We start from the raw sequence: 23387 nt of genomic DNA on the forward strand, positions 1-23387 counted from the left end.
TCTAGTCGCACGATATAGTGATATATCACTCATATTAGCATAGTTACAACTTTGTGAATAGCCGAATTGAGCACTTAGACCAAGGAAGATAGATCTAGAATGCAGCCGGTCAATAAACTATTAAGGAAATATGACCGGAATATGAACGAAATGAAGGGGATGTAAAGCTTTTGTGATAACCTTGTAAAAGTGAACTTTTTTCTAATTGGATAGGCTATACTGCCAGTAGAGCCATATGAATGGTGACTACATAGAGGCTCAGATGATTCGAAAGGAGACGGTAAAATGAACAAAAGTTTATTAGTCAAGTTATTTGGATCACTTCTAGCAATTATGTTAATCACAGCATGCAACTCACAAACGGATGAAAAAGATGCCACAGAACAGCAAACAGAACAGTCGGATGATACTCAAGCGGAGGATACAACTACAGATGATTCACGGGAAACAATGAAGCAAGACCAAGCAGAAGAGTCATCCGGGGATGAAGCGGCGGATGATCAAGAAGAACCAGCAGACAGTGCTGATGAAAAAACAGGCGACGAAAGCAAATAAACGTAAGTATTTCTATAGAAAAAGCGACTCAAGTAGAGTCGCTTTTTCTATTAGTTTTGCACGGTGATTTCGCTTGCTTCATTTAACGTTACGTTCACTGTAGATACGTCTGCGTCATCTAAAAGTAAATCTGTAATTCGATCTTCAAGCTGTTCTTGAATTGCTCGGCGGAGCGGTCTAGCACCGAATGCAGGGTGATAGCCAAGTTCAGCCAGTTTTTCTTTTACTTCATCTGCTACGCTCAGCGTGATGTTTTGTTCTTGTAATGTTTCTTTCAATTCAGCAAGCATAAGGTCAACGATTTTAATCAAGTTATCTTTTTCAAGGTGATTAAATTCAATGATTGTATCAAATCGGTTTAAAAACTCTGGTTTGAAATAAGATGAAAGTGAATCTAAAACGGATGCCTGCTTAAGTGCGTCGTTTTCTGCATCAAACCCAACCGTAATTTTCTTTTCACCTACACCAGCGTTACTTGTCATAATGATAACCGTGTCTTTAAAGCTTACTGTGCGACCTTGACTGTCTGTTAGACGTCCGTCTTCTAGAATTTGCAAAAACATATGCTGAACGTCTGGATGAGCTTTTTCAATTTCATCTAGTAAGATGATGGAATAAGGATTACGGCGTACTTTCTCTGTTAATTGTCCTGCCTCTTCGTGACCTACGTAGCCAGGAGGTGAACCAATCAATTTAGACACCGCGTGTTTTTCCATGTATTCACTCATATCTAGACGAACCATTGCATCTTTTGAGCCGAATAGTTCTTCAGCTAATGTTTTGGTTAACTCTGTTTTACCGACACCTGTTGGACCGACAAATAAGAATGAACCAATTGGGCGATGCTTCGCTTTTAATCCAGCGCGAGAACGTCGAATCGCTTTTACTACTTTTTCTACAGCTTCCTGCTGTCCGATTACTTTTTGAGCTAAGTGCTCCGCTAAATGCTTCATTTTTGCTGATTCATTTTCTTGAAGTTTACCAACAGGGATACCCGTTTTCTTTTCAATAATTGCTTGAATGTCAGCAATATCCACATTCATTTTTTGCTGTTCTTCATTCAATTGTTTTTCAAGAGCAGCTTCTTCATCGCGCAGTTTTGCCGCTACTTCATACTTTTCATTCTTTAACGCCTGCTCTTTTTCTTTTGTAATTTCTTTTAAGCGAGCGGCCGCGTCATCTTTATTTGTAATGCCTGCCTGTAAATTCATTTTTGAGCCTGCTTCGTCTAGCAAGTCAATTGCTTTATCAGGCAAGAAGCGATCTTGAATGTAGCGGTGTGATAAATTTACACAAGCGCGGATCGCTTCATCTGTATAGCTAACGCCGTGATAATCTTCATATTTACTTTGAATTCCTTTTAGAATTTCAATGGCTTCTTCTACAGACGGTTCGTGAACCATAACGGGCTGGAAGCGTCGTTCAAGAGCCGCATCTTTTTCAATGGAACGGTACTCTTTTAAAGTTGTAGCTCCGACTACTTGAAGTTCGCCTCGTGCAAGAGCAGGTTTTAAAATATTGCTTGCGTCCATTGAACCTTCCGCTGAACCAGCTCCTACAAGAAGGTGAATTTCATCGATAAATAAAATCACGTTTTTTCGCTGTTGAAGCTCAGAAATTAACTGCTTCATGCGCTCTTCAAATTGACCACGCACGCCGGTATTAGCTACGAGAGATGCTACATCTAACAGATATACATCTTTATTTAACAGCTTGGCAGGAACTTTTCCTTCCGCGATTTTTAAAGCTAACCCTTCAACAACAGCTGTTTTACCAACACCGGGTTCTCCGATTAGTACAGGGTTGTTTTTGTTTCGTCTATTTAAAATTTCAATGACGCGCTCTACTTCTTCTTCGCGGCCAATAACAGGGTCAATTAATCCTGTTTTCGCAATTTGAGTTAAGTTTCGCCCGAACTGGTCTAAAAAGCCGCCGCCATTTCCTTGCTGTGGCTGTTCCGGTGCAGCTTGTTCTTGTGACATTTGCTTGAATAAATCATCGATGTTCATAAAGCCGCCACCTCCAAAACCTGATGGGATTTTATGTTCTTTCATAAGTGCTTGATAACATGTATGACATAAACGATATTGAGATTTTTGGTTATTTGTTTGTACATTTAATTGAATAGATGCTTCACGTTTATTACAGTTTTGACAAATCATTTAATTAGCCTCCCTAAATGATTTTAATCGAAGATCAGCAGGTGTTTGACCTTTATTGACCTTTCGTAATTTTATTATACTTTGACCTTTTTTGACTTTCAAGTCTTTTGCTTAAAAAATTTTTGAGGGAAGTTCCTCGCTTATGTAAAAAAGGTAGTACATTAAAAAAAGATGTGTTTTATGTGTACCCGTTCTATACATGTAAAAACATAAGAGGCATTTTGTACAATGATCTGCTTGGAGAGGGAATTAATATTAATAAGAAGAAAAGTGGAAAAATGAGTGCAGAGCTTACCGTTGGATAAAATAAGTTATTGACAGCAAGAAGGATAAAAATTATACTCAAGAAGGTTTGCACTTAACTGCGTAAAAGCATAAAAGCGTTTAAGTGAAAAAGAAAGATAGAAAGGGAATACCTCATGAAAAAAGAAATTTCATTTATACAATCAATAGCGGTGGTTTTGGTGCTATTAGCTATTATTTTTGTTTCATTATTTACGTTAAAGCTGCAGCCTCATATTCCGCTGATATTTGGTGTAGCATTTATTAGTGTAATTGGCTTTTTGTTGAAATATAAGTGGACAGAAATGGAGAAAGGGATTTTAGACGGTGTCAGACTGGGCATTAAGCCTATCCTTATTTTAATGCTGATCGGGATGCTTATTGCGATTTGGATGGTAGGAGGAACGATACCGACGATTTTATCCTACGGCTTTCACTGGATTTCACCGCAGTACTTTTTAATTAGTGCTCTGGTTATTACCGTATTAGTTTCAACATTCACGGGAAGTTCATTAACAACCGTCAGTACGGTAGGGGTCGCTTTATTTGGCGTAGGAACTGCTATTGGTGTACATCCAGGGCTAGCAGCGGGGATGATTGTTTCAGGAGCTGTGTTTGGAGATAAGATGTCTCCATTGTCTGATACAACAAATTTTGCTTCTGGTATCGTTGAAGTGCCGCTTCCTAAACATATTCAGCACATTACGTGGACGACGGTTCCAAGTATTGTTATTACAGCAATCATTGCATTGGTCATTGGGATGAACGGAAATCATGAAAGCGTCAATTACGGAGAAATTCAAGGAATTCAAGAAGCATTAAAGCATACGTTTAATTTACACGTATTAACGTTGCTTTCTCCACTTTTAGTTCTTATTTTTTCGATGAGAAGAGTCGATGTATTGCCAACGTTAGTTTTAGGGATTGTAACGGCCATTATTACAGGAATGATCACACAGCATGAATTTACGCTGAGTCAATTGCTAGGCGTTCTTCAAAGCGGCCCGGCAGTAGAGTCAGGAAATAAAGTAGTCGATGCGATTGTAAACAAAGGCGGACTGCAGTCCATGATGTTTTCTATTTCCCTTATCATGATTGCCTTGTCGCTAGGTGGCTTGATGAGAGCGGTTGGAATTATTGATGCTTTATTAGAAGGATTAGCAAAACAAATCCGCCGCAGCGGCGACGTTATTTTTGCTACGCTTCTATCTTCAATTGGAGTGAACGTTATTACAGGCGAACAGTATTTATCGATTCTTCTGCCTGGGCAGACGTTTAAGCCGCTGTATGAAAAGTGGAACTTAGACCCAAAGAACTTATCACGAACGCTTGAAGACGGCGGAACGGTTATTAATGCTATTATTCCGTGGGGTGTCAGCGGCGCTTTTATTTCAACTGCATTAAATATTCCCGCGGCTGACTATATTCCATTTACATTCTTTAGCATTTTATGTCCGATCTTTTCAGTTATTTTAGCATATACAGGCATTGGCATTGCCAAGAAAAAAGCTCAGTCTTAACTGGGCTTTTTTCTTTTTGAAAAAGGACAGGTAAAAAACGACAAAAAAAGTATCATTCCACTTTTCAAATCTATAATTTAATAATACAATTTACTATGCGTCTTTCTTGTTAATGTATTTGTATGAATTCTTATTTCTTTACAGATGAAGAAATTTGGGTTTTGCGGTATGATAAATAAGCTGTATTGGCGATGGGATGAATGCCCTTTTTAGCAAACATTTAAGAAGGGTAAAGCCAAATGAAAACACTCATTATAAAAGAGAAAAGATATTTATTGAGGAGAGGGTTTCTGTTGAAAAAATGGGGCATCATTGCATTAATCACTGTAGCTGTGCTCGGTGTGACAGCGGTTTTCAACCGAGCTGAAAGTGATGATGTAAATAAAGAAAAATTGAATTTATTATCGCCTTATTCAAATAAAGTAGATGTATATAGCATTACGTATCCTAGTGATAATTTAAAAATAAAAGGGTTTTTAGTACAGCCTAAAGACATTGCAGACAAACATTATCCGCTTTTAGTATATAATCGCGGAGGAAATCGCGAACATGGAATGATTCGCGCAAAAACACTTCAGTATTTATCATATTGGGCAAGTAAAGGCTACGTCGTGGTTGCGACTCAATACAGGGGAAATGGCGGAAGTGAAGGGACAGAGACATACGGCGGTAAAGATATTGACGATGTGTTAAATCTTATTAAGTGGGGAGAACAGCTTCCTTATGTAAATCACCAGCAAAAGGTAGCGCTAGGATATTCACGCGGCGGCATGATGACGTATTTAACGATGAAAAACGGCGTTAAATTTGATGCAGTTGTCGTACAATCAGGTATTACAGACATGTTTCAATTCTATGATCAAAGAGGGCCTGAAATGAAACAAGTGCTGCGGACAATTGTAGGAGATCCTGCCAAGTATCCAGAGAGGTATAAAAGTCGTTCTGTTGTCTATTGGAGCGACAAAGTAAATTCACCTCTTTTGATTTTACAGGGTGATCATGATCGTAAAGTTCACCACACGCAGGCTGAAAAGCTTGTGAAACAACTAGATGAGCAGGGAAAAGAATACAAATATGTACTGTACAAAAACGGAGACCATCCGCTAACTGCTTATTATGATCAATATAACGCGGAAATTGATAAATGGTTTAAAATACATTTAGCTAAGCAGTAAAGAAATTGGAAGCAGTTTTGATGAATGGAAAAGAGCAGCTTGTTTTATCCTACTACATGTAAGCATATAAAAAGGGGATGAAGCAAAATGACTCAGTCTAAAAGTCAAAAAGAGCGTCAGTGGAATGTGCGAAAACAATCACAAAACCCATCGCATGGAAAAGTAAAATCTTTTGAAGAACTATCAGAAGAAATCACGCCTAAACGTAAATAAGGTAACCGTCATATAAAGGAAGACACAAAAAAGGAGAGCTGAAGCTCTCCTTTTTCTATGTTTTTATGGATTTGTGGACCACATGCCCGCAGATTTGATAAAAATACGCGGATGCAGTTTTAATTGTGCTACCATAATTTCTGCTAGGTCTTCAGGCTGCATCACTTTATCAGGATTGCCATCCGTTAAGTTTTCTTTATACGCTAATTCCGTTGCTACTGTACTTGGTGTTAGAGCTGTTACACGAATATTGTGTTTGCGCACTTCTAACGCTAGAGATTCAGTTAAGCCGAGCACGCCAAATTTTGAAGCGCTGTAAGCACTTGTAACGGGAGCGCCTTTTTGACCAGCAGTGGATGAAATATTGATGATGTCTCCACCATTTTTTTCGATTAATTGAGGTAGAACGGCGCGCGTTACGTAGTAAACGCCCATTAAATTCACATCAATGATTTGTTTCCACTCAGCTGGGTCTAGCTCTAAAAAGCTTCCGAATTTACCGATTCCCGCATTGTTGATTAAGATATCCGTTGCCCCTAATTTTGTATGTAGATGCTCAACTGCTGCGTTTACTTCTTCCATAGAAGAAACATCTGCTGTTGCATAAGCAACTTGTACATCAAATGCTTCTAGTTCAGAAGCAACAGCCTTTAAATCTGTCTCTGTACGAGCAATTAAACCGATATTTACGCCTTCTTTTGCTAATTCAATCGCAGTTGAACGACCGATGCCTTTTCCTGCTCCTGTAATAAGAGCTACTTTGCCTTTAAGTGATTGTGCCATGTATAGACTCCTTTCAATGTTCCGCATAAACATTCTTCATAATAACAAAGAATTATCCATTACTATCCTATAGAAATGCACAAATGATGTCAAAAATAAAGATTATTAAAATGGCTTCAAGTATAAATTTCCTTTTCATACAAAAACTATAGAGACTAAAAAGAAGAAATTCCGTTTCTTTTCGTTCAATGTAGTGGAGGATGAACAATGCGTATAAAAAAACTATCTGAGTTAACGAATAAATCCAAACAGCGGAAAGAAAAAGCTGATGAATCGAAGGACTCTAAGAAAACTAGTGCTTCTTCTACACAGGAAGAGCAGAAATTATAGGAGAGGGTGGGAGATAATTTATCCCGCATGAAAAAAGCACTGGGACAGAGCACGGACTTAGTTGTGCGAGAGTTTCGAATTTCGATTGAAGAAAAATTCACTTTAGGTGTTGCTTACATCGACGGATTAGTAAATAAAGACGAAGTTGAACACTATGCGCTGGACTCCATTATGCACTATCACGATGAACATTTAACACATGATGATGGCATCGTTAATATGTACGAATTGATTAAAAGCTATAGTTTGGCAGCGGGTGAAATCATGGAAGCAAAGACATTGGATGATGCTCTTCTTCATGTTTTATCAGGAGATACCGTACTGTTTTTAGAAGGGTATCAAACGTGTATTGTGGCAAGTACAAGAGGATGGAGAGACAGGGCTGTTTCTGAACCACAATCTCAGACCGTTGTAAGAGGGCCTCGAGACAGTTTCACAGAAACACTGCGAACGAATACCGCATTGATTCGGCGCCGAATAAAATCTCCAAAACTTTGGATTGAATCTCAGCAAATAGGAGAGTTTACAAAAACGGATATTGCGCTCGTTTATATAGACGGCATTGCGGATGAACAGGTCATTCAAGAGGTAAAGGAGCGTCTTTCTAAAATTGATATAGACGGTATTTTGGAGAGCGGATATATCGAAGAGTTGATTCAAGATGAAGATTATACACCTTTTCCTACTATGCATAATACGGAGCGTCCAGACTCCGTGGCAGCAGGTCTTTTAGAGGGGCGAATAGCCATTTTAGTAGACGGTACACCTTTTGTATTAATGGTTCCTGCCCTATTTATTCAATTTTTTCAAGCGGCCGAAGATTATTACCAGCGCGCAGATATTAGTACATTGATTCGCTTAATGCGCTACATGGCATTTTTCTTAGCCCTTTTAACACCTTCTGCTTATATTGCTTTAACTACTTTTCATCAAGAGATGCTTCCTTTTGCTTTGTTAATTAGTATTGCAGCTCAAAGGGAAGGTGTTCCTTTTCCTGCTATTATTGAAGCGTTTATTATGGAAATCACGTTTGAAATTTTGCGAGAAGCGGGAGTCCGATTGCCTCGAGCAGTAGGTTCAGCTATTTCGATTGTGGGAGCACTCGTTTTAGGAGAAGCCGCCGTACAAGCGGGATTAGTTTCACCTGCAATGGTTATCGTTGTATCTATCACTGCTATTAGTAACTTTGTGTCACCTGTGTATGATATGGCTATTGCAGTAAGGATGCTGCGCTTTATTTTAATGGTTTTAGCAGCTACTTTTGGCTTGTTCGGTATTATCCTGGGGCTAATTTTAATGATTCTACATTTATGCAGCTTAAGGTCATTTGGAGTCCCTTATATGACACCTATGGCTCCATTTGTGAAGCGTGATCAAAAGGATGTTCTGATTAGACGTTCGATCAAAAAAATGAAAACAAGGCCAAAGCTTATTAACGAGAAGAATATTTCACGTCAAAAGACGCAAAAAAACTAAACTGTGTAAAGGTAGCCGTTTACTATGAAAGCATTTCTAATGTTATGTATCTGTTCATTGCTATTAAGCGGCTGCTGGAGCAGTCGAGAGTTGAATGAGCTAGCCATTACGGTTGCTGTCGGAATTGATAAAGCAGAAGATGGCATCATTGTTACAGTTCAGCTGATTAACCCTGGTGATATTCAGGCCAAAACCCCTACAAACGGGCCTTCTGTTACCACATTTTCTATTAAGGCTTCGTCTGTAATGGAAGGGTTAAGAAAAATAACGACAAAATCCCCGCGGAAAATTTATCTTTCTCATTTACGAATGCTAGTCATTAGCGAAAGCATGGCGGAAGACGGTATTGCTGAAGTGCTTGATTTCTTTGCTCGGGATCATGAAGTGCGTACCGATTATTTTGTTGTTGTTGCTAAAAACACGAAAGCATCGAGCGTTCTGAACGTATTAACAACAATCGAAAAAATACCAGCTAACCATATGTTTGCTTCATTAGACGTGTCACAGCGTATTTGGGCACCTACTAGAGGAGTAAAGTTAAATGAACTGATCAGTAACTTAACCAGCGAGGGAAAGCAGGCGGTATTATCAGGGGTATTGGTGAAAGGCAATGTGAAAAATGCAGGAGATATGTCAAGCATTTCTCGCACTAATCTTTCCACACTGCTCAATTTCAAAGGATTAGGTGTCTTTCAAAATGATAAGCTTATCGGCTGGTTCAATGAAGACGAAAGTAAAGGATATAACTATATTACAGGAAATGTAAAAAGTACGTTAATTGTTATTCCATGCGAAAAAAAGAAAAAAAGCATGATATCATCGGAGTAGAAATGCTTCGAACGAATGTTAAGGTGACAGCTACTATGAAAAATCATAAACCTCATATTCACGTTGATTTAAAAGGAGAAGCGAACGTGGCTGATGTAGAGTGTCAAGTGAATTTACAGGACCCAGCTGTAATCAATATGCTCGAACGAAAAACAGCAGCCGACGTAAAAGAAAAAATGAATGATGCAGTAGAAAAAGCTCAAAAAACCTATAAAAGCGATATCTTTGGTTTTGGCGAAGCGTTTTACAGACAAGATGTAAAGAGATGGTACAAAATGAAAAGAGACTGGAACAGAATTTACGCAGAGGATTTAACCGTCGATTTAGATGCAAAAGTTCAAATCCGTCGCTTAGGCACGTTAAATAACTCATATATGAAGCAAATGAAGCATTAAGGAGAAAGAAAATGGAGGGATTTATCGCCTTACTTGTACTGCTTGCTTATTTGACTAAAAAAATAATGATCAACTTCCGAAAGGAAAAGTATTATCGTGAGATAGTCGTCTACCTTTGTCTTATAGGTTTGGGTCTATTCTTTTGGGGAGCGATTACACTCCGTAAAGAAGTTCCTACGCCTCTGTACTTTTTAGAAGCACTAATTAGGCCTCTTACTAGAACCGTTCATCATTTGTTATTCACGTGAGCAAGCATGTAGGAGAGGAGGTGTGTATGATGCAAATAAAAGAATTTATTAGTCCGAAACAATTTCTTTTTCTAATTTATGTTTTTTGTATCGGAAGCGCCATCTTGGCAGTTCCGGCTACATTATTAGAGACGAATAGACAAAATGCGTGGTTTTGCGGTGTGCTTGCTATTGACTTTGCACTTTTAATCGTTGCGGTGCTTTTATGGCTGATTCAGCGTTACCCTCATCAAACATTCATTCAAATAGCTAAAAAGGCGCTAGGTCCTTATGCCGGAACGTGTATTTCTCTTATTTACATTTTCTTTATGTTCATTCAGTCTACGTTTTCGCTTCGAGACATCAGTACATTTATGACGACTCAAATTGTCCCTGAAACGCTCCCTACGTGGATTCATGCTCTTGTTCTTTTAGCTGTTATATACGGAGGGTATCTAGGTATTGAAGTGGTAGCGAGAACCGCGGAAATCTTTTTGCCGTGGATTGTGGTCCCCTTTTTATTGTTAATTGTTTTAAATATTCCTCAGATGAAAATTGATCGTCTTTATCCTTTTTTTGAATTTAGCATGGGTGATTTAGTATTAGGGACCACTTATTTTTTAGGAAACCCGTTTATGGAATTGGTTTTTATTCTAATGATTACGCCTCATATAAAAGATGGAAAAAAGGTAAAAAGAATGTTTGTTATCGGCACTGTCGCATCGGGCTTGACGATTACAATTGCAGTTGCGGCTTGTATATTAGCTCTTGGCGCGAATATTGCATCGATGCACAGCTACCCAGTTTATTTATTAGGGAAAATGATTTCGTTAGGTGCAACGATTCAGCATGTTGAAGTATTAGTAGCTATTATTTGGATGTTATCTATCTTTTTTAAAGTTGTCATTGTGTTCTATGCTATTCAGTTAAGTACCGTCCAATTGTGTAATTTACGGGTGCGCAATTTTTTAAGCTTTCCTTTAGGTCTAATTATTACAGGCGTGGCGTATTACATTATTCCCAATACAGCGTACTTCAATTATTTTGAAAAATATTACTGGCCGTTTTATTTATTTGTACTAAGCGTCTGTTTTCCGTTGTTATTTATTGCTCTTTCTTATATAAAGAAAAATAAGGCAGCTAAAGGCGATAGAAGCCAACAAACATAGCATTATTTATACGCATGTGGTATAATACGATGACAATTCAAGAAGAAACGCCGTGCACGTTTGTATATGTACGGGAGAGGTTCGAAAACTCCCTCTATAAAAAACTAAGATCATCGTTGATGACAAAAGACACGGTTTTAGCGTGTCTTCTTTCACGTGCTTTTCTATCAACGCGTCTTTTTGACGTGTATGCTGGCGAGGACGTGTATCTTAGTTGCTTTTTAGGGAGATTGCTGGAAAAGAGCAGTCTCTTTTTTGTGTTATAAAATTAGTCACAAAGGGAACGAACGGTTCAATAAAGTTTCTTCTTCTTTTGATTTCAATCAAAAAGGAGACGAACAATAATGATGAAAAATGAAAAAGCTATTGTTGTATTTAGCGGAGGTCAAGATAGTACAACATGTCTATTTTGGGCTTTGAAAAACTTTAAAGAAGTAGAAACGGTTACTTTTCAATACGGTCAGCGTCATAGTCAAGAGATAGAGGTGGCAAAAGCTATCGCAGCTGATTTAGGTGTGAAGCATACCGTACTAGATATGTCACTTTTAAATCAATTAGCACCAAATGCCTTAACGCGAGATGATATTGAGATCGAGCAAAAAGAAGGAGAGTTGCCTACAACGTTTGTAGATGGCCGCAATCTGTTATTTTTATCATTTGCAGCCGTATTGGCTAAAAACAGCGGAGGCCGTCATATCGTAACAGGCGTTTGTGAAACTGATTTTTCAGGATATCCAGACTGTCGAGACGTATTTGTGAAATCGTTAAACGTCACGCTTAATTTATCAATGGACTTCGAGTTTGTGATTCATACGCCGCTTATGTGGATTGATAAAGCAGAAACGTGGGCGTTAGCGGATGAGCTAGGAGCGCTTGAATATGTGCGTGAAAAAACATTAACGTGCTACAACGGTATTGTTGCTGACGGGTGCGGCGAATGTCCCGCATGTCAATTGCGAAAACGCGGGTTAGATCAATACATGCAAACAAAAGAAGGAGGAGAGAAATAATGCTGCAACAAATGTATCCTCAAGTATTTCATGACTATGAATATGAACTGAACAAAGATATGCAGTTTGCTGCGGCACATTTTGTTCCTCACACAGAAGCAGGAAAATGCCGTCAAGTCCATGGACATACGTATTTTGTAAATCTAACTGTTGCCGGAGATAAATTAGACGAAGCGGGCTTTTTAGTAAACTTTGCGCTATTGAAAAAAATTGTTTCTGGTCAATTTGATCATACATTATTGAACGATCATTCTATCTTTAACGAAGAAAATCCAAATGATTTTCCTACAACTGAAGTTGTTGCCCGTAAAATTTATGAGTTGGTTCAAGAATATCTAGACACACTACCAAATAAGCCTTCTTGCGTACAAGTATTCGTGCGGGAAACGCCGACAAGTTACGTAGTTTACCGCCCAAAGAAGGTGAAAAAACGTGGCTAATACAATTCCAGTACTTGAAATATTCGGACCAACGATTCAAGGGGAAGGAATGGTTGTAGGACGTAAGACGATGTTTGTTCGTACCGCAGGCTGTGATTATTCCTGCAGCTGGTGTGATTCAGCTTTTACATGGGATGGATCAGCTAAAAACGATATTCGTCAGCTAACAGCAGAACAAATTTGGACGGAGCTAAAAGAAATTGGAGGAGAGTGCTTTGATCACGTCACCATTTCTGGAGGAAACCCTGCGCTTATCAAGGCAATTGGTTCACTTGTAGAGCTTTTGCACAGTCATGGGGTAAAAGCAGCTCTCGAAACACAGGGAAGCCGTTATCAGGATTGGTTCCTAAAGATCGATGATTTAACGATTTCTCCTAAGCCTCCAAGTTCATTAATGAAAACAAATTTCTCCGTATTAGACGATATTATAGAGACATTAATAAAGGAAAAACGCATGGCGCATATAAGCATAAAAGTCGTTGTATTTAATGATGAGGACTTTGAGTATGCAGGGGCTGTTCATGAACGTTATCCTGAGGTTCCATTTTTTGTTCAAGTAGGCAACGAGGACTTAACGACAATCGATAATGCGTCGTTAACACAAGAATTGCTTAAAAAGTATGAGTGGTTAATCGATAAGGCAGTGGCAGCTAAAAACATGAACGATGTAAGAGTTCTGCCGCAGGTTCACGCCCTTGTTTGGGGAAATAAACGAGGCGTGTAAGCGCATAGCAAAAAATTTACAAAGAAAAATAAAAACAGATGTATACAAAATAAAAAAACGCTGTTAGAATGACAATCGTAGAAAGAGAGGAAATGCAAATGAGCGGTCGAAAAGATGAAGAATTAGAAGGTGTATCTCTCCTTGGAAATCAAGGTACAAACTATTTGTTTGAATATTCACCAGAGATTCTAGAAGCATTTGATAACAAACATCCAAATCGTGATTATTTTGTGAAATTCAACTGTCCGGAATTTACGAGCTTATGCCCAAAAACAGGTCAGCCGGATTTCGCAACCATTTATATTAGCTACATTCCAGATGAAAAAATGGTGGAAAGCAAGTCGTTAAAGCTTTATTTGTTCAGCTTCCGTAACCATGGAGATTTCCATGAAGACTGTATGAACATTATTATGAATGACTTAATTAAACTGATGAATCCAAGATATATTGAAGTATGGGGAAAATTCACACCACGCGGCGGAATTTCAATTGATCCATATACAAACTATGGCCGTCCCGGTACGAAGTATGAAGAAATGGCTAATTATCGCCTGATGAATCATGATTTATACCCAGAAACAATTGATAATCGTTAATTTGAACAAACAGGTTGTGTATGCAACCTGTTTTCCATTGCAAAAACAACAGGTGAGAAGGTGAAAGAATGTCACAGAGATCAGCATTAGTATTAGGTGCAAGCGGACTTGTTGGTCAAGAACTTTTAAAAATGTTATTAAGCAACAGCTTATATAGCCATGTGACAGTGTTTGTTCGAAAAAAGCTACCAATCGAACACACAAAGCTACGTCAGCTTGAAATTGATTTTTCAGAGCTTGATAAGCACGAAGAATGCTTTGCAGTTGATGATGTATATTGCTGTTTAGGCACGACAATGAAAAAAGCAAAAACAAAAGCGAAATTCATTAAAGTGGACTACGAATTTCCTTTAAAAGCAGCTAAATGTGCAGAAAAATATCGCTGCAAAAACTTTTTAACGATTACAGCAATTGGTGCTGATCTTCGTTCGCCATTCTTTTACAGTAAAGTAAAGGGGCAAGTAGAAGAAGATATCGCAAGCTTGTATATCCGTTCTACTCACTTTTTCCGCCCATCGTTATTATTAGGCAAGCGCCAAGAGTTTCGCCTATTTGAAAAGATTGGGGGATACACGTTAAAGTCGTGTTCATTTTGCCTTGTAGGAAAGTGGAGAAAGTATCGTCCAATTAAAGCGTATAACGTAGCCAAATCGATGATGAAAGCTGCTCTTGAAGATAAATGTGGGGTTCATGTACATGAAAGCCAAGACATTTATACAGGTGAATGCTATTATTCGTTTACCAACGGCAAGCGAGTATTATCAAAATAAAGAAAAGCCTCTTCATAAGAAGGGGCTTTTTTTCTATCTTCCGTCACCATCCGCATCTCCATCTCCACCACTATCTCCATCGCCATCATGATCGTGGTTAGAAGCAGATTCACTCCAGCTTGTGTAGGAGTTAGAATCTTCTTCGGCATAATTCATGGGTTCAACGGATGTTTTTTTATTTGAAGTTTGTTTGCGTTTAAAAACGAACTGCACGATGAAAAAAAGAATGACAATAAGAGCAACGATAAACAATACAGTATCAAACATGCTAGTAATTCCTTTCGGTAAGAAGATAGTAGTAGCTTGTTCTTATTGTCACACGAAAATAAGCCCCTTTCAAGAAAAAATGGGGCCTGTTTTTGTTTCTTTAAGGAAACTTTTTTTGTCTCAGCCATATATTATTGTATAAAGAAACATTTTAGAAAAGAGGGAGTACAGTGAAAAAAAGTTCGAAGGATGTTAAGGTGCAACAGTATATTTACCTCATGTATAAGCTGGGGATTATTACAGAAGAACAAAAGAATCAATTCTTTCAAAATCAATAAAAAAGCAACCGCTTTTGCTTTCCGGCTGCTTTTTTCCTTTACATAGCTGGATTAATGATGGTGTAATTTTTGTGGTTCACAACAGTTCGCTGTTCTAAGTCTAAATCGCGGTAGTTTGTCATGTAAGTCAAATCCACAATCACGGAATTTTCATTTACTTTTTCGACAATACCCTGTAGGCCATTTTTAAATTCTATCAAGTTTCCTACCTCTGCTATTTTCATGATTCATCGCTCCTTTGTTTTAAATTAGTTCATTATAAATTTTTTCAATAATTTTAATTTTAAAAATAGTAAAACTAGTTAGCGTTTTCTTTTTTACAATTTTGCCTTAAAACTGGGAATTAGTAAAGGGTTTTTTGAAAAAATATAAAATAAAATTGAAAAATAAGTAAAATGTGCTGAGAAATAAAAGGAATTGGTAGCTTTAACGAAAGAGAGAAGCAGGACAGTTCCATCTTTGTTCATCTTTCGTTATAATAAACGAGGTATAATCTTGTCATAAATTATAAGAATTAGAAGGTGTAGAAATTGAAAGATACTGGACTCGTGCTCGAAGGAGGCGGTATGAGAGGCCTTTATACAACTGGAGTTTTAGATTACTTTATGGAAAGAAATCTGTACCTTCCGTATGTAATTGGCGTTTCAGCCGGCGCTTGTCATGCCACTTCTTATTTATCTAGACAAATAGGAAGAAGTCGCAAAGCTAATTTAGATTTTTTAGAGAATCCTCGCTACTTGTCGTGGAAAAATTATTTTAAAACAAAAGAGATATTTGGAATGGATTTCGTTTTTGATGAAATTCCTAATCAGCTTCTTCCATTTGACTTTGAGGCATTTGCTGAGCGTACAGAGAAGCTTGTAGTAGGAGCAACGGACTGCGTGACGGGAGAACCCGTTTATTTTGATGAGTATGACCGGGACATTTTGACAGCGGTTCGCGCTTCTAGTTCCCTTCCATTTTTAGCACCTGTCGTTACATATAAAGGAAAAGAGCTGTTAGACGGAGGAATCAGTGATCCGATTCCAATCAAAAAAGCAGTGCAGGATGGATATAGAAAAAATATTGTTGTGCTAACGCGAAACGAAGGATATCGAAAAAAGAAATCAAATATGCTTTGGTTATTGAAACGCAAATATCGTCATTATGATGGGCTGACTCGTGCGCTTGAGAACCGCTATAAATTGTATAATGAAACATTGTCATATATTGAAGAGCAGGAAAGACAGGGGAATATCTTTGTGATTCGTCCGCAAACCCCTCTTGTAGTAGGGCGAATTGAGAAGAATCGTGAGCGTCTCGACGCTCTTTACAACCAAGGGTATAAAGAAGCTGAAGCTCAATTTGCATCTCTGCAAAATTGGCTGAACAGTTAAAAGCGAGGTGAAACTGAATGGATGAACAAACAGTAATAAACATGTTGAATGAGTTAAGTGAAGGAAAAGTAACCGAAATTAAAGTCAAAAAAGAGGACTTTCTTGTTTTTCGACCTTTTTTAGTAAACCGGCCTGATTTCAAACATTTCCGAGGAATAGCCGGACGCGGAGGCGATTTTACCTATACGTATCTAGAAATTCCTAGGAGTTAAACGAAATGATGGCATTATTTGATTATGCCTTATATAATGGATGTATGAGCCTGTACAGTAGAGAATATACTGTTACAAGTGCTTGTGCGTTTATTTAATAACGTACGGTAAGAGCGAATAAATGTGTGCAGCTATAGGAGGGATATTATGGATGAGTTTCGAAAAAGTACAGCACCTTTTTATTTTGCAGATCATATATGGAAAGATAAAAATGGAATGACGACTTATGGGATGCTGTTAACGAACCGGCCCGAAGATGACGGGGACTATGACCTCCATTCGTTATTAGAAGAAGCATATGTAGATCATAAAAAAATTCTAATTACTACTGTTTACGATAACAGTGAACAGCAGTTGACCGGATACGTGATACATTTAGCAGATGATCAAGACGTCTTTACGTTTATGGATGATATGGGTGCTAAACTAGTGATTGATTTCTATGACGTTGTAGAAATTGAGATTGAAGATTAAAAAGAGCTGAATGTTGATTACAACATTCAGCTTTTTTGTGTAAAAGTAGATGAATTTAAATGTTTATCATAAGAATTATAGGGGAAAAACGAATGAAGAAATTTCTGATTAAACTGAAATAAAGCGGGAAAATATACCTGCATTTTAGAAAAATTACCGTGATTATGACAAAAAAACAAGGTACAATGTCATAATTGTGTTCCGAACGTAATTTTGTTCATCAAACTTAAAGAAATGTAATTGAATCGTTCGGTGAAACCCCTATATAGCTATGATAGAGTAATACCATACGAAATTTCAGGAGGTATTACCTATGAAACATAGTTATATGAAATCAATGGTAGTAGCTTGTTTAGCTACTCTTTCATTTATAGGTTTTAATGCAACAGCTACGGCTGCAACTAATTATAAAGTAGTCAAAGGCGATAGTCTTTGGAAGTTAGGTGAAAGATATAGTGTAACAATTGACGATATTAAAAAATTAAACAATCGTCAAGGAGATATGATTTATATTGGTGAAACATTAGCTATTCCGAGTAAGACAAAAGTGCTGGCTGCTGAAACAACGGAACCTTCAACGGCAGCACCGGCTAATACGGCTAAGCCGGAACCAAAACCAGAAGCCAAACCCGCAGAGCAGGAAACACCTGCAGTTTCGATTTCCGCAAGTGAAAAAGATTTATTAGCTCGCTTAGTAGAAGCTGAAGCAAAAGGCGAATCGTATGAAGGAAAAGTAGGGGTAGCAACGGTGGTGTTAAACCGTGTAGATTCTCCGAAGTTTCCAGATACGGTAACAGGAGTTATTAAACAAGTTGTCGGAAAAGCATACGCTTTTTCACCGGTCCAAAACGGATCAATTAACAAACCTGCTTCAGAAGATTCGAAAAAAGCAGTAGAGCAAGCATTGACTAGAAAAGATCGTTTAGACGATTCCATTTACTTTTATAATCCAAAAACAGCTACCGATAACTGGATCCGTTCACGTGCTGTCATTAAAACAATTGATCATCATGTATTTGCTAAATAAAAAAGAGCCGTTCGGGCTCTTTTTTTAGTCTAAAAAGATATTTCGTTCCAAACTGCCTTCAGAACCCGTTAAAACCAGACCAATATCGGTATCAGCTTCTAAGTTCTGAACGATGGTAAAAGGCACTTTATGTTGGTTAGCCGCTTGAATGTAGGGGGAGAGGTATGAATAAGACAAGGAGCCATTTAAAAACAAATGACCGTCTTTCACTTTTTTTAAAAGAGGCTTTATTTTTGCTGTATCCTTTTTCATGACTTGCCCTTTTTTTAGCGCAATTTCAATATTCTCACGTAGCGCAGTTAAGAAATATCTTCTTTCGTCTCTTTTTGTTTCCTTTGCTCCGTACATTCCTCGTTCTAAGTATTCTTCTAGTTGATCAGACATTGCGTCACTTCCTTTCATTATAAACTATAAACGATTATGGCTATAAGTAAAAGGGACAGGAAAAAAGGAAAATCACTGTGCTATATCACCTGTTTTTTTGCTGAGTACAAAGAAAAACAAAAAATGTGTTGAAATTTAGCCTAAAATATTGTTTAATGTAAATAGATAGAAAATCATATCGGTTTTTTATTAAAGGTTTGTAAGCGATTACAGATATACATACATAGCAGCGTTTGGGGAGACGCTCCTATGATTTTATGTTCAAAGCGCATTGTATAAAAAGGGGATTATATAGCTTTAGGGCATATACGGTCAAGCAAAGGGTCAGATAAATTAATAAAAAATCGCTATGTATTTTCATAAGAAGAACGGTCAACATTTTTGTTGAGCGTTCTTTTTATGCGTTCATATTATGTTTATTCCTCATTGCAGCAACTGATGAAAATTGTAAAGGTGCATTCCTCGTTTCATCTCTCTTATTTTACATAAGTTACATGCAGTATGTTTCAAAGCCTTAAAAAATATATGTCTATACGCTTGTTTAATCCTAACGAGGTGGTAGAAAAGGAATATTTTTTAAGAAATCACAAAAAAAGAGGCGATCGCCTATGCAAGAAGTAGGTGAATAACATATGTAATAAAGAGAATGAAATATAATTTGAGGAGGTATGTATCATGCAAGAATTTGATATTAATGACATAAGAAGACCATTCGGTGGTTTTGGAGGCTTTGGTCGTCCAGGATTCGGTTTCGGTCGCCCAGGTTTTGGTTTCGGTCGTCCTGGTTTTGGCTTCGGCCGTCCGGGGTTCGGCTTTGGCTTTGGTCGCCCTTGGGGTTGGGGCTTTGGAGCGCCATTTCTTGGAGGGTTAGTTCTTGGAAGTGCACTAGGAGGTCCAGGTTATTACGGTTATCCAGCACCATATTATCCGCCGTACCCACCATATTATCCTTATTATTATTAAAACAATGAGCGCTGATAAAGCGCTCTTTTATTATGTCCAATCCAAGGTATATATAGAATGAATGCAAGACGTTACGTTTAGAAAATGATAACAGTTTTAAATAAGGAATGAACGCTTAAGCTAAAGGAGACAAGTTTTCCTTGCAACAATTGTTGATTTTGCTATAATAACTTCGGTGGCATTTTTGGTCACTGGGTGGGCGAGGGATAGATGAAAAGAAGGAAATTAGATTGAACGCATTATTTGAAAAGTTGTTTCGTTTAAACGACCACCAAACAACTGTTGGAAAAGAAAGCTTAGCTGGGGTCATTTCATTTCTTTCCATCGTGTATATTATTGCTGTTAATTCAACCATTTTGTCTGATGCCGGTATTCCGCTTGAAGCAGGAATATTCGCAACAGTAGCTTCGGCTTTTGTAGGCTGTGTTATTATGGCTTTTTGGGCAAATGCGCCTCTTATTCTGGTGCCAGGTATGGGGATTAATGCATTGTTTACGTATACGATGGTTCAATCAATGGGGTTATCTTGGCAAGAAGGGCTATTAGCAGTAGTGATATCCGGCTTTCTTTTTATAGCATTAGCTTTTTCACGACTGTCTGCCAAAATTGTCTCTTCGATTCCGCATTCGCTAAAAGAAGCGATAACAGTCGGTGTTGGCTTATTTTTAACATTTATCGGTTTGCAAAAAGGGAAGCTTGTAGTTCCAAGCGAAAACACTTTTGTAGCACTTGGAGACTTGTCAGATCCGTTTGTGATCAGTACGCTGTTGACGTTAATTATCACAATCGTACTGTTTATCCGAAATGTGAAAGGTAACTTTTTGTTAAGCATGATTGCTGGATCAGTCCTTGCCTTCTTACTTGGTGTAAGAAGCGGTGCAGAAAAAGGACAGTCCGCTGGGAGCGTGAACGACTTCTTTAGCAGCTTTGGCACATTGTCTTTTGGAGCTATTGGAGACGTTGCGTTTTGGGCAGCTGTCTTTTCATTAACAATGGTATTAATTTTTGAAAATATCGGTTTGCTGCATGGTCAGCTAGGTATGATGAATCAAGATAGCAAATTTCCGCGAGCCTTTCAAGCAACAGCCGCCTCAGCTTTGCTAAGCGGCGTGTTTGGAACAAGTCCAACGGTGTCTTCTGTAGAAGGAGCATCTGGTATTGCAGCTGGAGGGCGAACGGGTTTAACATCGCTGATTACAGGAGTTTTATTTTTAAGTTCACTTCTGTTTATTCCATTTATCAAGCTGGTTCCAGATAGTGCTATTGCACCTATTCTCATTGTTATTGGAGCATTGATGATTCAAAATATCAAAAACATCAATTTACAGGACTTAACAGAAGGTTTCCCTGCATTTTTAATTATTGCGCTTATTCCTCTTACGTACAGCATTGCTGATGGAATTGCATTTGGGTTCATTGCTTATCCACTGCTTAAATTATTCCTTGGTAAAATGCGTGAAGTATCGGTGTTTATGTATGTAAGCGCGCTGTTGTTTTTCTTGAATTTTGTGCTGCATTATATTGCTTAAAATAGACAGCTGAGTACTTTTGCTCAGCTGTTTTTTGTGTTTGCGGTAAAGAATCCTCTTTTTAGATATCATACTCCGTATTTCGTGTCCTTTGGCTAATCTGCCGCTTCTAAAATGACGTTTCCTGCGTAAAGTAGTACAGAAGTCGGAGGGGGATATAAGGGGGAGAAAACGATGGGAATTAAATTAATTAAAATATCAGCCGTTTATTTTGGAATTGGCATCATGTTGGGGTATTATATGTCAATTGTTCACAGCTACGCTTTGACACCTGTTCACGTGCACATCAATTTATTAGGATGGACGTAGCTTACGTTAGCGGGACTTATTTATTATTTGTTTCCTGCGTTTAGCGAAAGTAAATTAGCCAAACTGCACGTATGGTTGCATAATATAGGATTACCGGTCATGATGATTGGTTTATTTTTCATGATCGTACTAGAAAACCAAGCTTTTACACCCGTAGTGGCAGCAGGAGCAACACTTACAGCTATTGGCGTTTTAATTTTTGTATATCACATCCTTAAAAATTTGAAATCTGAACGATAAACGAAGAAGGTCGTTGACGATGGCTGCTAATTTCAAAAGGAAAAAGAACCAGCTATAGCGAATATACATGTAAACAAGGTGAAAGTGTGATTTACATAAAGGTGTGCTAGGCATCTTTATAAGGAGGGGTAAGCTGCACGGATTTCTAGCTCTTATAAAAGCCAATAAAAGGGCTGATTATAAGTTTCTTGCGGCGGAGATACTATGGGAGAACATCAACAATTAGTGCGTGTTAGGGAGCTAGCAAATGAAATTATTCGACTTCGTCTTCAAGACCGTACGACTTATGACGAATTAGAGTTGCAAAATAATGTAGAGTTGTTGTCTCGTTCTGTGGTTGACTTAGTAAACATTATGTTAGCCGAAGATGTGGATTCGTCTACGTCTTTAAAAGCTACAGCTTCTAAAATGAAAATGGTGTATAATAACATGCATCAAGCTGAGAAAAAAGATTATTTGCATTTCTAATTGCTAGGCTCCTTTTCGCCACAAACGAAATGGAGGTGTACGAGGCAGATGCTATCGTCACTAACGACTTCTGAAGCTATTGTAGCATCCGTTCTTGCACTGGTTGTCATTGCCGTTTCCATTATCTTTTTTGCCACTCTTATTATGGTTGTTGTTCGACGAGAAAGAATCAGCAGCTTGGTTAATCACGGAGAGCATGCAGATGGGAAGCAAAAAAGCTTAGGTGAATTTTTTCGTTCTTTACGAAAAAAATAACTACCGTTTTCTTATTAAATAGATAAAAGCGGTCAATTTAAACGTTGACCGCTTTTTTTAGGTTGTTTGCTTATTTTTTTCTAAAACAATACGCGCTGCTTCACTAACTGATGACACAACAGCAGAGGCGTGGCGCTGAACAGCTTCAGGAGCTGTAGCCATAGCGAAACTGTTCGGCGTTAATTGAAACATAGGAATATCATTAAATGAATCCCCCATACATGCAATTTCCTCTGGTTTTTGCTGAAGATGATTTAATAAAATTTCAATGGCATTTCCTTTGCTGATATGTTTAGGCATAATATCCAAACACTGCTTGGCAGAAATATATGTATCAATATAATCACCAAACTCTTCGTTCACTTCTTTTTGCAGAGCTACCATTTCATCATGATCTCCAAGAACCGTGATTTTAGATGGAGAAAGAGTGTGACCAAATGAATCTGTCATTTCAATTTGTTCTTCGATAGGGAAAAACATGTGAGTTTCAATTGCTTCAATAATTTCATTTCGCTGCTCTACATAATTGGTGTCGTTTGAACAGACAAGCGTAATACGGTTAGGATCTATCGTTTTTTTATAAAGTTGAACCGCTAAATCATTTTCAAACACTTTTCTATGAAGTTCTTGATTTTCTTTGGTCCACACAAATCCTCCGTTTTGGCTTATGCGATGAAATGTATTATTAATATCAGTAGAAATTTTTAAAATTTCCGTATCCATTCGTCCAGAAGCAAGACAAACCTCTACCCCTTGGCGCTGAAGTTCACTAAGTGCGTCTGCATTATGCTGTTCTACGTATTTTTCTTCGTGTAAAAGAGTGCCATCTAAGTCGCTTACAAATAATTTAATCATTTCTTGAAAATTCCTATCCTTGAAAAATTTTCCGAGATAAGAACGTTACAAATTTATTACATTCCTTATTCTATCAGTGTTTCCCAAGAAACTCA

Annotated in this window: 29 protein-coding genes, 1 pseudogene and 1 riboswitch; of the genes and pseudogenes, 24 read left to right on the top strand and 6 right to left on the bottom strand. The window is 37.9% G+C overall.

Going from position 1 to position 23387, the window contains the following annotated elements; translation table 11 throughout:
• Positions 1–285 precede the first annotated feature (285 nt).
• Entirely contained in the window at positions 286–555 is a 270-nt protein-coding gene (locus tag Q5794_RS06685; protein WP_214985553.1) for a hypothetical protein, read from the top strand.
• A 50-nt stretch (positions 556–605) separates the two neighbouring features.
• On the opposite strand, the gene Q5794_RS06690 is transcribed toward Q5794_RS06685, so the two are convergent.
• Positions 606–2717: an AAA family ATPase gene (locus Q5794_RS06690; protein WP_374988913.1), complete on the bottom strand. Its 2112-nt coding sequence runs from the start codon at positions 2715–2717 to the stop codon at positions 606–608.
• 419 nt (positions 2718–3136) lie between these two features.
• Between Q5794_RS06690 and nhaC the strand changes: the two genes are divergently transcribed.
• From nhaC to Q5794_RS06705, 3 genes are all read left to right on the top strand, one after another.
• Positions 3137–4519 carry a Na+/H+ antiporter NhaC gene (nhaC, locus tag Q5794_RS06695; protein ID WP_214985554.1) on the top strand — a complete coding sequence of 461 codons (1383 nt, stop codon included), beginning with the start codon at positions 3137–3139 and terminating at the stop codon, positions 4517–4519.
• A gap of 293 nt (positions 4520–4812) precedes the next feature.
• Positions 4813–5694, top strand: a complete 882-nt coding sequence (locus Q5794_RS06700) for a S9 family peptidase (RefSeq protein ID WP_057241748.1) — start codon at positions 4813–4815, stop codon at positions 5692–5694.
• 87 nt (positions 5695–5781) lie between these two features.
• On the top strand, positions 5782–5907 hold the full coding sequence (locus Q5794_RS06705; RefSeq protein ID WP_013082238.1) for a DUF6254 family protein: 126 nt from the start codon (positions 5782–5784) through the stop codon (positions 5905–5907).
• A gap of 63 nt (positions 5908–5970) precedes the next feature.
• On the opposite strand, the gene Q5794_RS06710 is transcribed toward Q5794_RS06705, so the two are convergent.
• On the bottom strand, positions 5971–6690 hold the full coding sequence (locus Q5794_RS06710; RefSeq protein WP_025749429.1) for a 3-ketoacyl-ACP reductase: 720 nt from the start codon (positions 6688–6690) through the stop codon (positions 5971–5973).
• Between the two features lie 207 nt (positions 6691–6897).
• Between Q5794_RS06710 and Q5794_RS06715 the strand changes: the two genes are divergently transcribed.
• The 11 genes from Q5794_RS06715 (at position 6898) to Q5794_RS06765 (ending at position 14655) form a co-directional block, all read left to right on the top strand.
• Positions 6898–7020, top strand: coding sequence for a hypothetical protein (locus Q5794_RS06715; protein ID WP_311591737.1), 123 nt, complete (start codon positions 6898–6900; stop codon positions 7018–7020).
• Between the two features lie 6 nt (positions 7021–7026).
• Positions 7027–8496, top strand: a complete 1470-nt coding sequence (locus tag Q5794_RS06720) for a spore germination protein (RefSeq protein ID WP_311591735.1) — start codon at positions 7027–7029, stop codon at positions 8494–8496.
• A 24-nt stretch (positions 8497–8520) separates the two neighbouring features.
• Complete coding sequence (locus Q5794_RS06725; protein WP_374988914.1) at positions 8521–9324, top strand: Ger(x)C family spore germination protein; 804 nt, start codon at positions 8521–8523, stop codon at positions 9322–9324.
• Between the two features lie 2 nt (positions 9325–9326).
• Positions 9327–9719 carry a Ger(x)C family spore germination C-terminal domain-containing protein gene (locus Q5794_RS06730; protein ID WP_372584111.1) on the top strand — a complete coding sequence of 131 codons (393 nt, stop codon included), beginning with the start codon at positions 9327–9329 and terminating at the stop codon, positions 9717–9719.
• Between the two features lie 11 nt (positions 9720–9730).
• Entirely contained in the window at positions 9731–9967 is a 237-nt protein-coding gene (locus Q5794_RS06735) for a hypothetical protein (RefSeq protein WP_214985558.1), read from the top strand.
• A 26-nt stretch (positions 9968–9993) separates the two neighbouring features.
• The gene (locus Q5794_RS06740; RefSeq protein ID WP_374988915.1) at positions 9994–11115 is read left to right on the top strand and encodes an endospore germination permease; all 1122 of its coding nucleotides are present in this window, start codon (positions 9994–9996) and stop codon (positions 11113–11115) included.
• 70 nt (positions 11116–11185) lie between these two features.
• Positions 11186–11229, top strand: a riboswitch (PreQ1 riboswitch).
• 230 nt (positions 11230–11459) lie between these two features.
• Positions 11460–12125 carry a 7-cyano-7-deazaguanine synthase QueC gene (queC, locus tag Q5794_RS06745; RefSeq protein ID WP_043979622.1) on the top strand — a complete coding sequence of 222 codons (666 nt, stop codon included), beginning with the start codon at positions 11460–11462 and terminating at the stop codon, positions 12123–12125.
• Complete coding sequence (gene queD, locus Q5794_RS06750; RefSeq protein WP_164797401.1) at positions 12125–12565, top strand: 6-carboxytetrahydropterin synthase QueD; 441 nt, start codon at positions 12125–12127, stop codon at positions 12563–12565. The genes queC and queD overlap by 1 nt, the downstream gene beginning before the upstream one ends.
• Entirely contained in the window at positions 12558–13289 is a 732-nt protein-coding gene (gene queE, locus Q5794_RS06755; RefSeq protein WP_082603757.1) for a 7-carboxy-7-deazaguanine synthase QueE, read from the top strand. The genes queD and queE overlap by 8 nt, the downstream gene beginning before the upstream one ends.
• A gap of 98 nt (positions 13290–13387) precedes the next feature.
• Positions 13388–13885, top strand: a complete 498-nt coding sequence (gene queF, locus Q5794_RS06760; protein WP_013055985.1) for a preQ(1) synthase — start codon at positions 13388–13390, stop codon at positions 13883–13885.
• Positions 13886–13953: 68 nt separating this feature from the next.
• Positions 13954–14655 (top strand): NAD(P)H-binding protein, encoded by a 702-nt coding sequence (locus tag Q5794_RS06765; protein ID WP_192996934.1) that lies wholly within the window; start codon positions 13954–13956, stop codon positions 14653–14655.
• Positions 14656–14688: 33 nt separating this feature from the next.
• On the opposite strand, the gene Q5794_RS06770 is transcribed toward Q5794_RS06765, so the two are convergent.
• Entirely contained in the window at positions 14689–14922 is a 234-nt protein-coding gene (locus Q5794_RS06770) for a hypothetical protein (protein ID WP_028407907.1), read from the bottom strand.
• A gap of 316 nt (positions 14923–15238) precedes the next feature.
• Positions 15239–15424 (bottom strand): DUF2187 family protein, encoded by a 186-nt coding sequence (locus tag Q5794_RS06775; protein WP_013055988.1) that lies wholly within the window; start codon positions 15422–15424, stop codon positions 15239–15241.
• 306 nt (positions 15425–15730) lie between these two features.
• Here Q5794_RS06775 and Q5794_RS06780 point away from each other — a divergent pair, with 306 nt between their 5' ends.
• From Q5794_RS06780 to Q5794_RS06795, 4 genes are all read left to right on the top strand, one after another.
• Positions 15731–16576, top strand: a complete 846-nt coding sequence (locus Q5794_RS06780) for a patatin family protein (protein WP_374988916.1) — start codon at positions 15731–15733, stop codon at positions 16574–16576.
• A 17-nt stretch (positions 16577–16593) separates the two neighbouring features.
• Positions 16594–16788 (top strand): hypothetical protein, encoded by a 195-nt coding sequence (locus Q5794_RS06785; RefSeq protein WP_214985562.1) that lies wholly within the window; start codon positions 16594–16596, stop codon positions 16786–16788.
• A gap of 147 nt (positions 16789–16935) precedes the next feature.
• Complete coding sequence (locus tag Q5794_RS06790) at positions 16936–17262, top strand: hypothetical protein (RefSeq protein ID WP_214985564.1); 327 nt, start codon at positions 16936–16938, stop codon at positions 17260–17262.
• A 313-nt stretch (positions 17263–17575) separates the two neighbouring features.
• Positions 17576–18289: a cell wall hydrolase gene (locus Q5794_RS06795; protein ID WP_374988917.1), complete on the top strand. Its 714-nt coding sequence runs from the start codon at positions 17576–17578 to the stop codon at positions 18287–18289.
• Positions 18290–18313: 24 nt separating this feature from the next.
• On the opposite strand, the gene Q5794_RS06800 is transcribed toward Q5794_RS06795, so the two are convergent.
• Positions 18314–18673, bottom strand: coding sequence for a YueI family protein (locus Q5794_RS06800; RefSeq protein ID WP_192996937.1), 360 nt, complete (start codon positions 18671–18673; stop codon positions 18314–18316).
• 675 nt (positions 18674–19348) lie between these two features.
• Between Q5794_RS06800 and Q5794_RS06805 the strand changes: the two genes are divergently transcribed.
• The 5 genes and pseudogenes from Q5794_RS06805 (at position 19349) to Q5794_RS06825 (ending at position 22437) form a co-directional block, all read left to right on the top strand.
• Complete coding sequence (locus Q5794_RS06805) at positions 19349–19636, top strand: hypothetical protein (protein WP_013055995.1); 288 nt, start codon at positions 19349–19351, stop codon at positions 19634–19636.
• A 230-nt stretch (positions 19637–19866) separates the two neighbouring features.
• Positions 19867–21165, top strand: a complete 1299-nt coding sequence (locus tag Q5794_RS06810; protein WP_214985567.1) for an NCS2 family permease — start codon at positions 19867–19869, stop codon at positions 21163–21165.
• 174 nt (positions 21166–21339) lie between these two features.
• Positions 21340–21714: pseudogene (locus Q5794_RS06815) on the top strand (cytochrome-c oxidase).
• A gap of 204 nt (positions 21715–21918) precedes the next feature.
• Positions 21919–22182, top strand: a complete 264-nt coding sequence (locus Q5794_RS06820; protein WP_013055998.1) for a hypothetical protein — start codon at positions 21919–21921, stop codon at positions 22180–22182.
• A gap of 48 nt (positions 22183–22230) precedes the next feature.
• A complete protein-coding gene (locus Q5794_RS06825) occupies positions 22231–22437 on the top strand; it encodes a hypothetical protein (protein WP_013055999.1) in 207 nt (68 codons plus the stop codon).
• A 57-nt stretch (positions 22438–22494) separates the two neighbouring features.
• On the opposite strand, the gene Q5794_RS06830 is transcribed toward Q5794_RS06825, so the two are convergent.
• A complete protein-coding gene (locus tag Q5794_RS06830; protein WP_374988918.1) occupies positions 22495–23292 on the bottom strand; it encodes an HAD family hydrolase in 798 nt (265 codons plus the stop codon).
• Positions 23293–23387: the final 95 nt, after the last annotated feature.

This window comes from Priestia megaterium (genome assembly GCF_041941685.1).
GTDB classification, from domain to species: domain Bacteria; phylum Bacillota; class Bacilli; order Bacillales; family Bacillaceae_H; genus Priestia; species Priestia megaterium_C.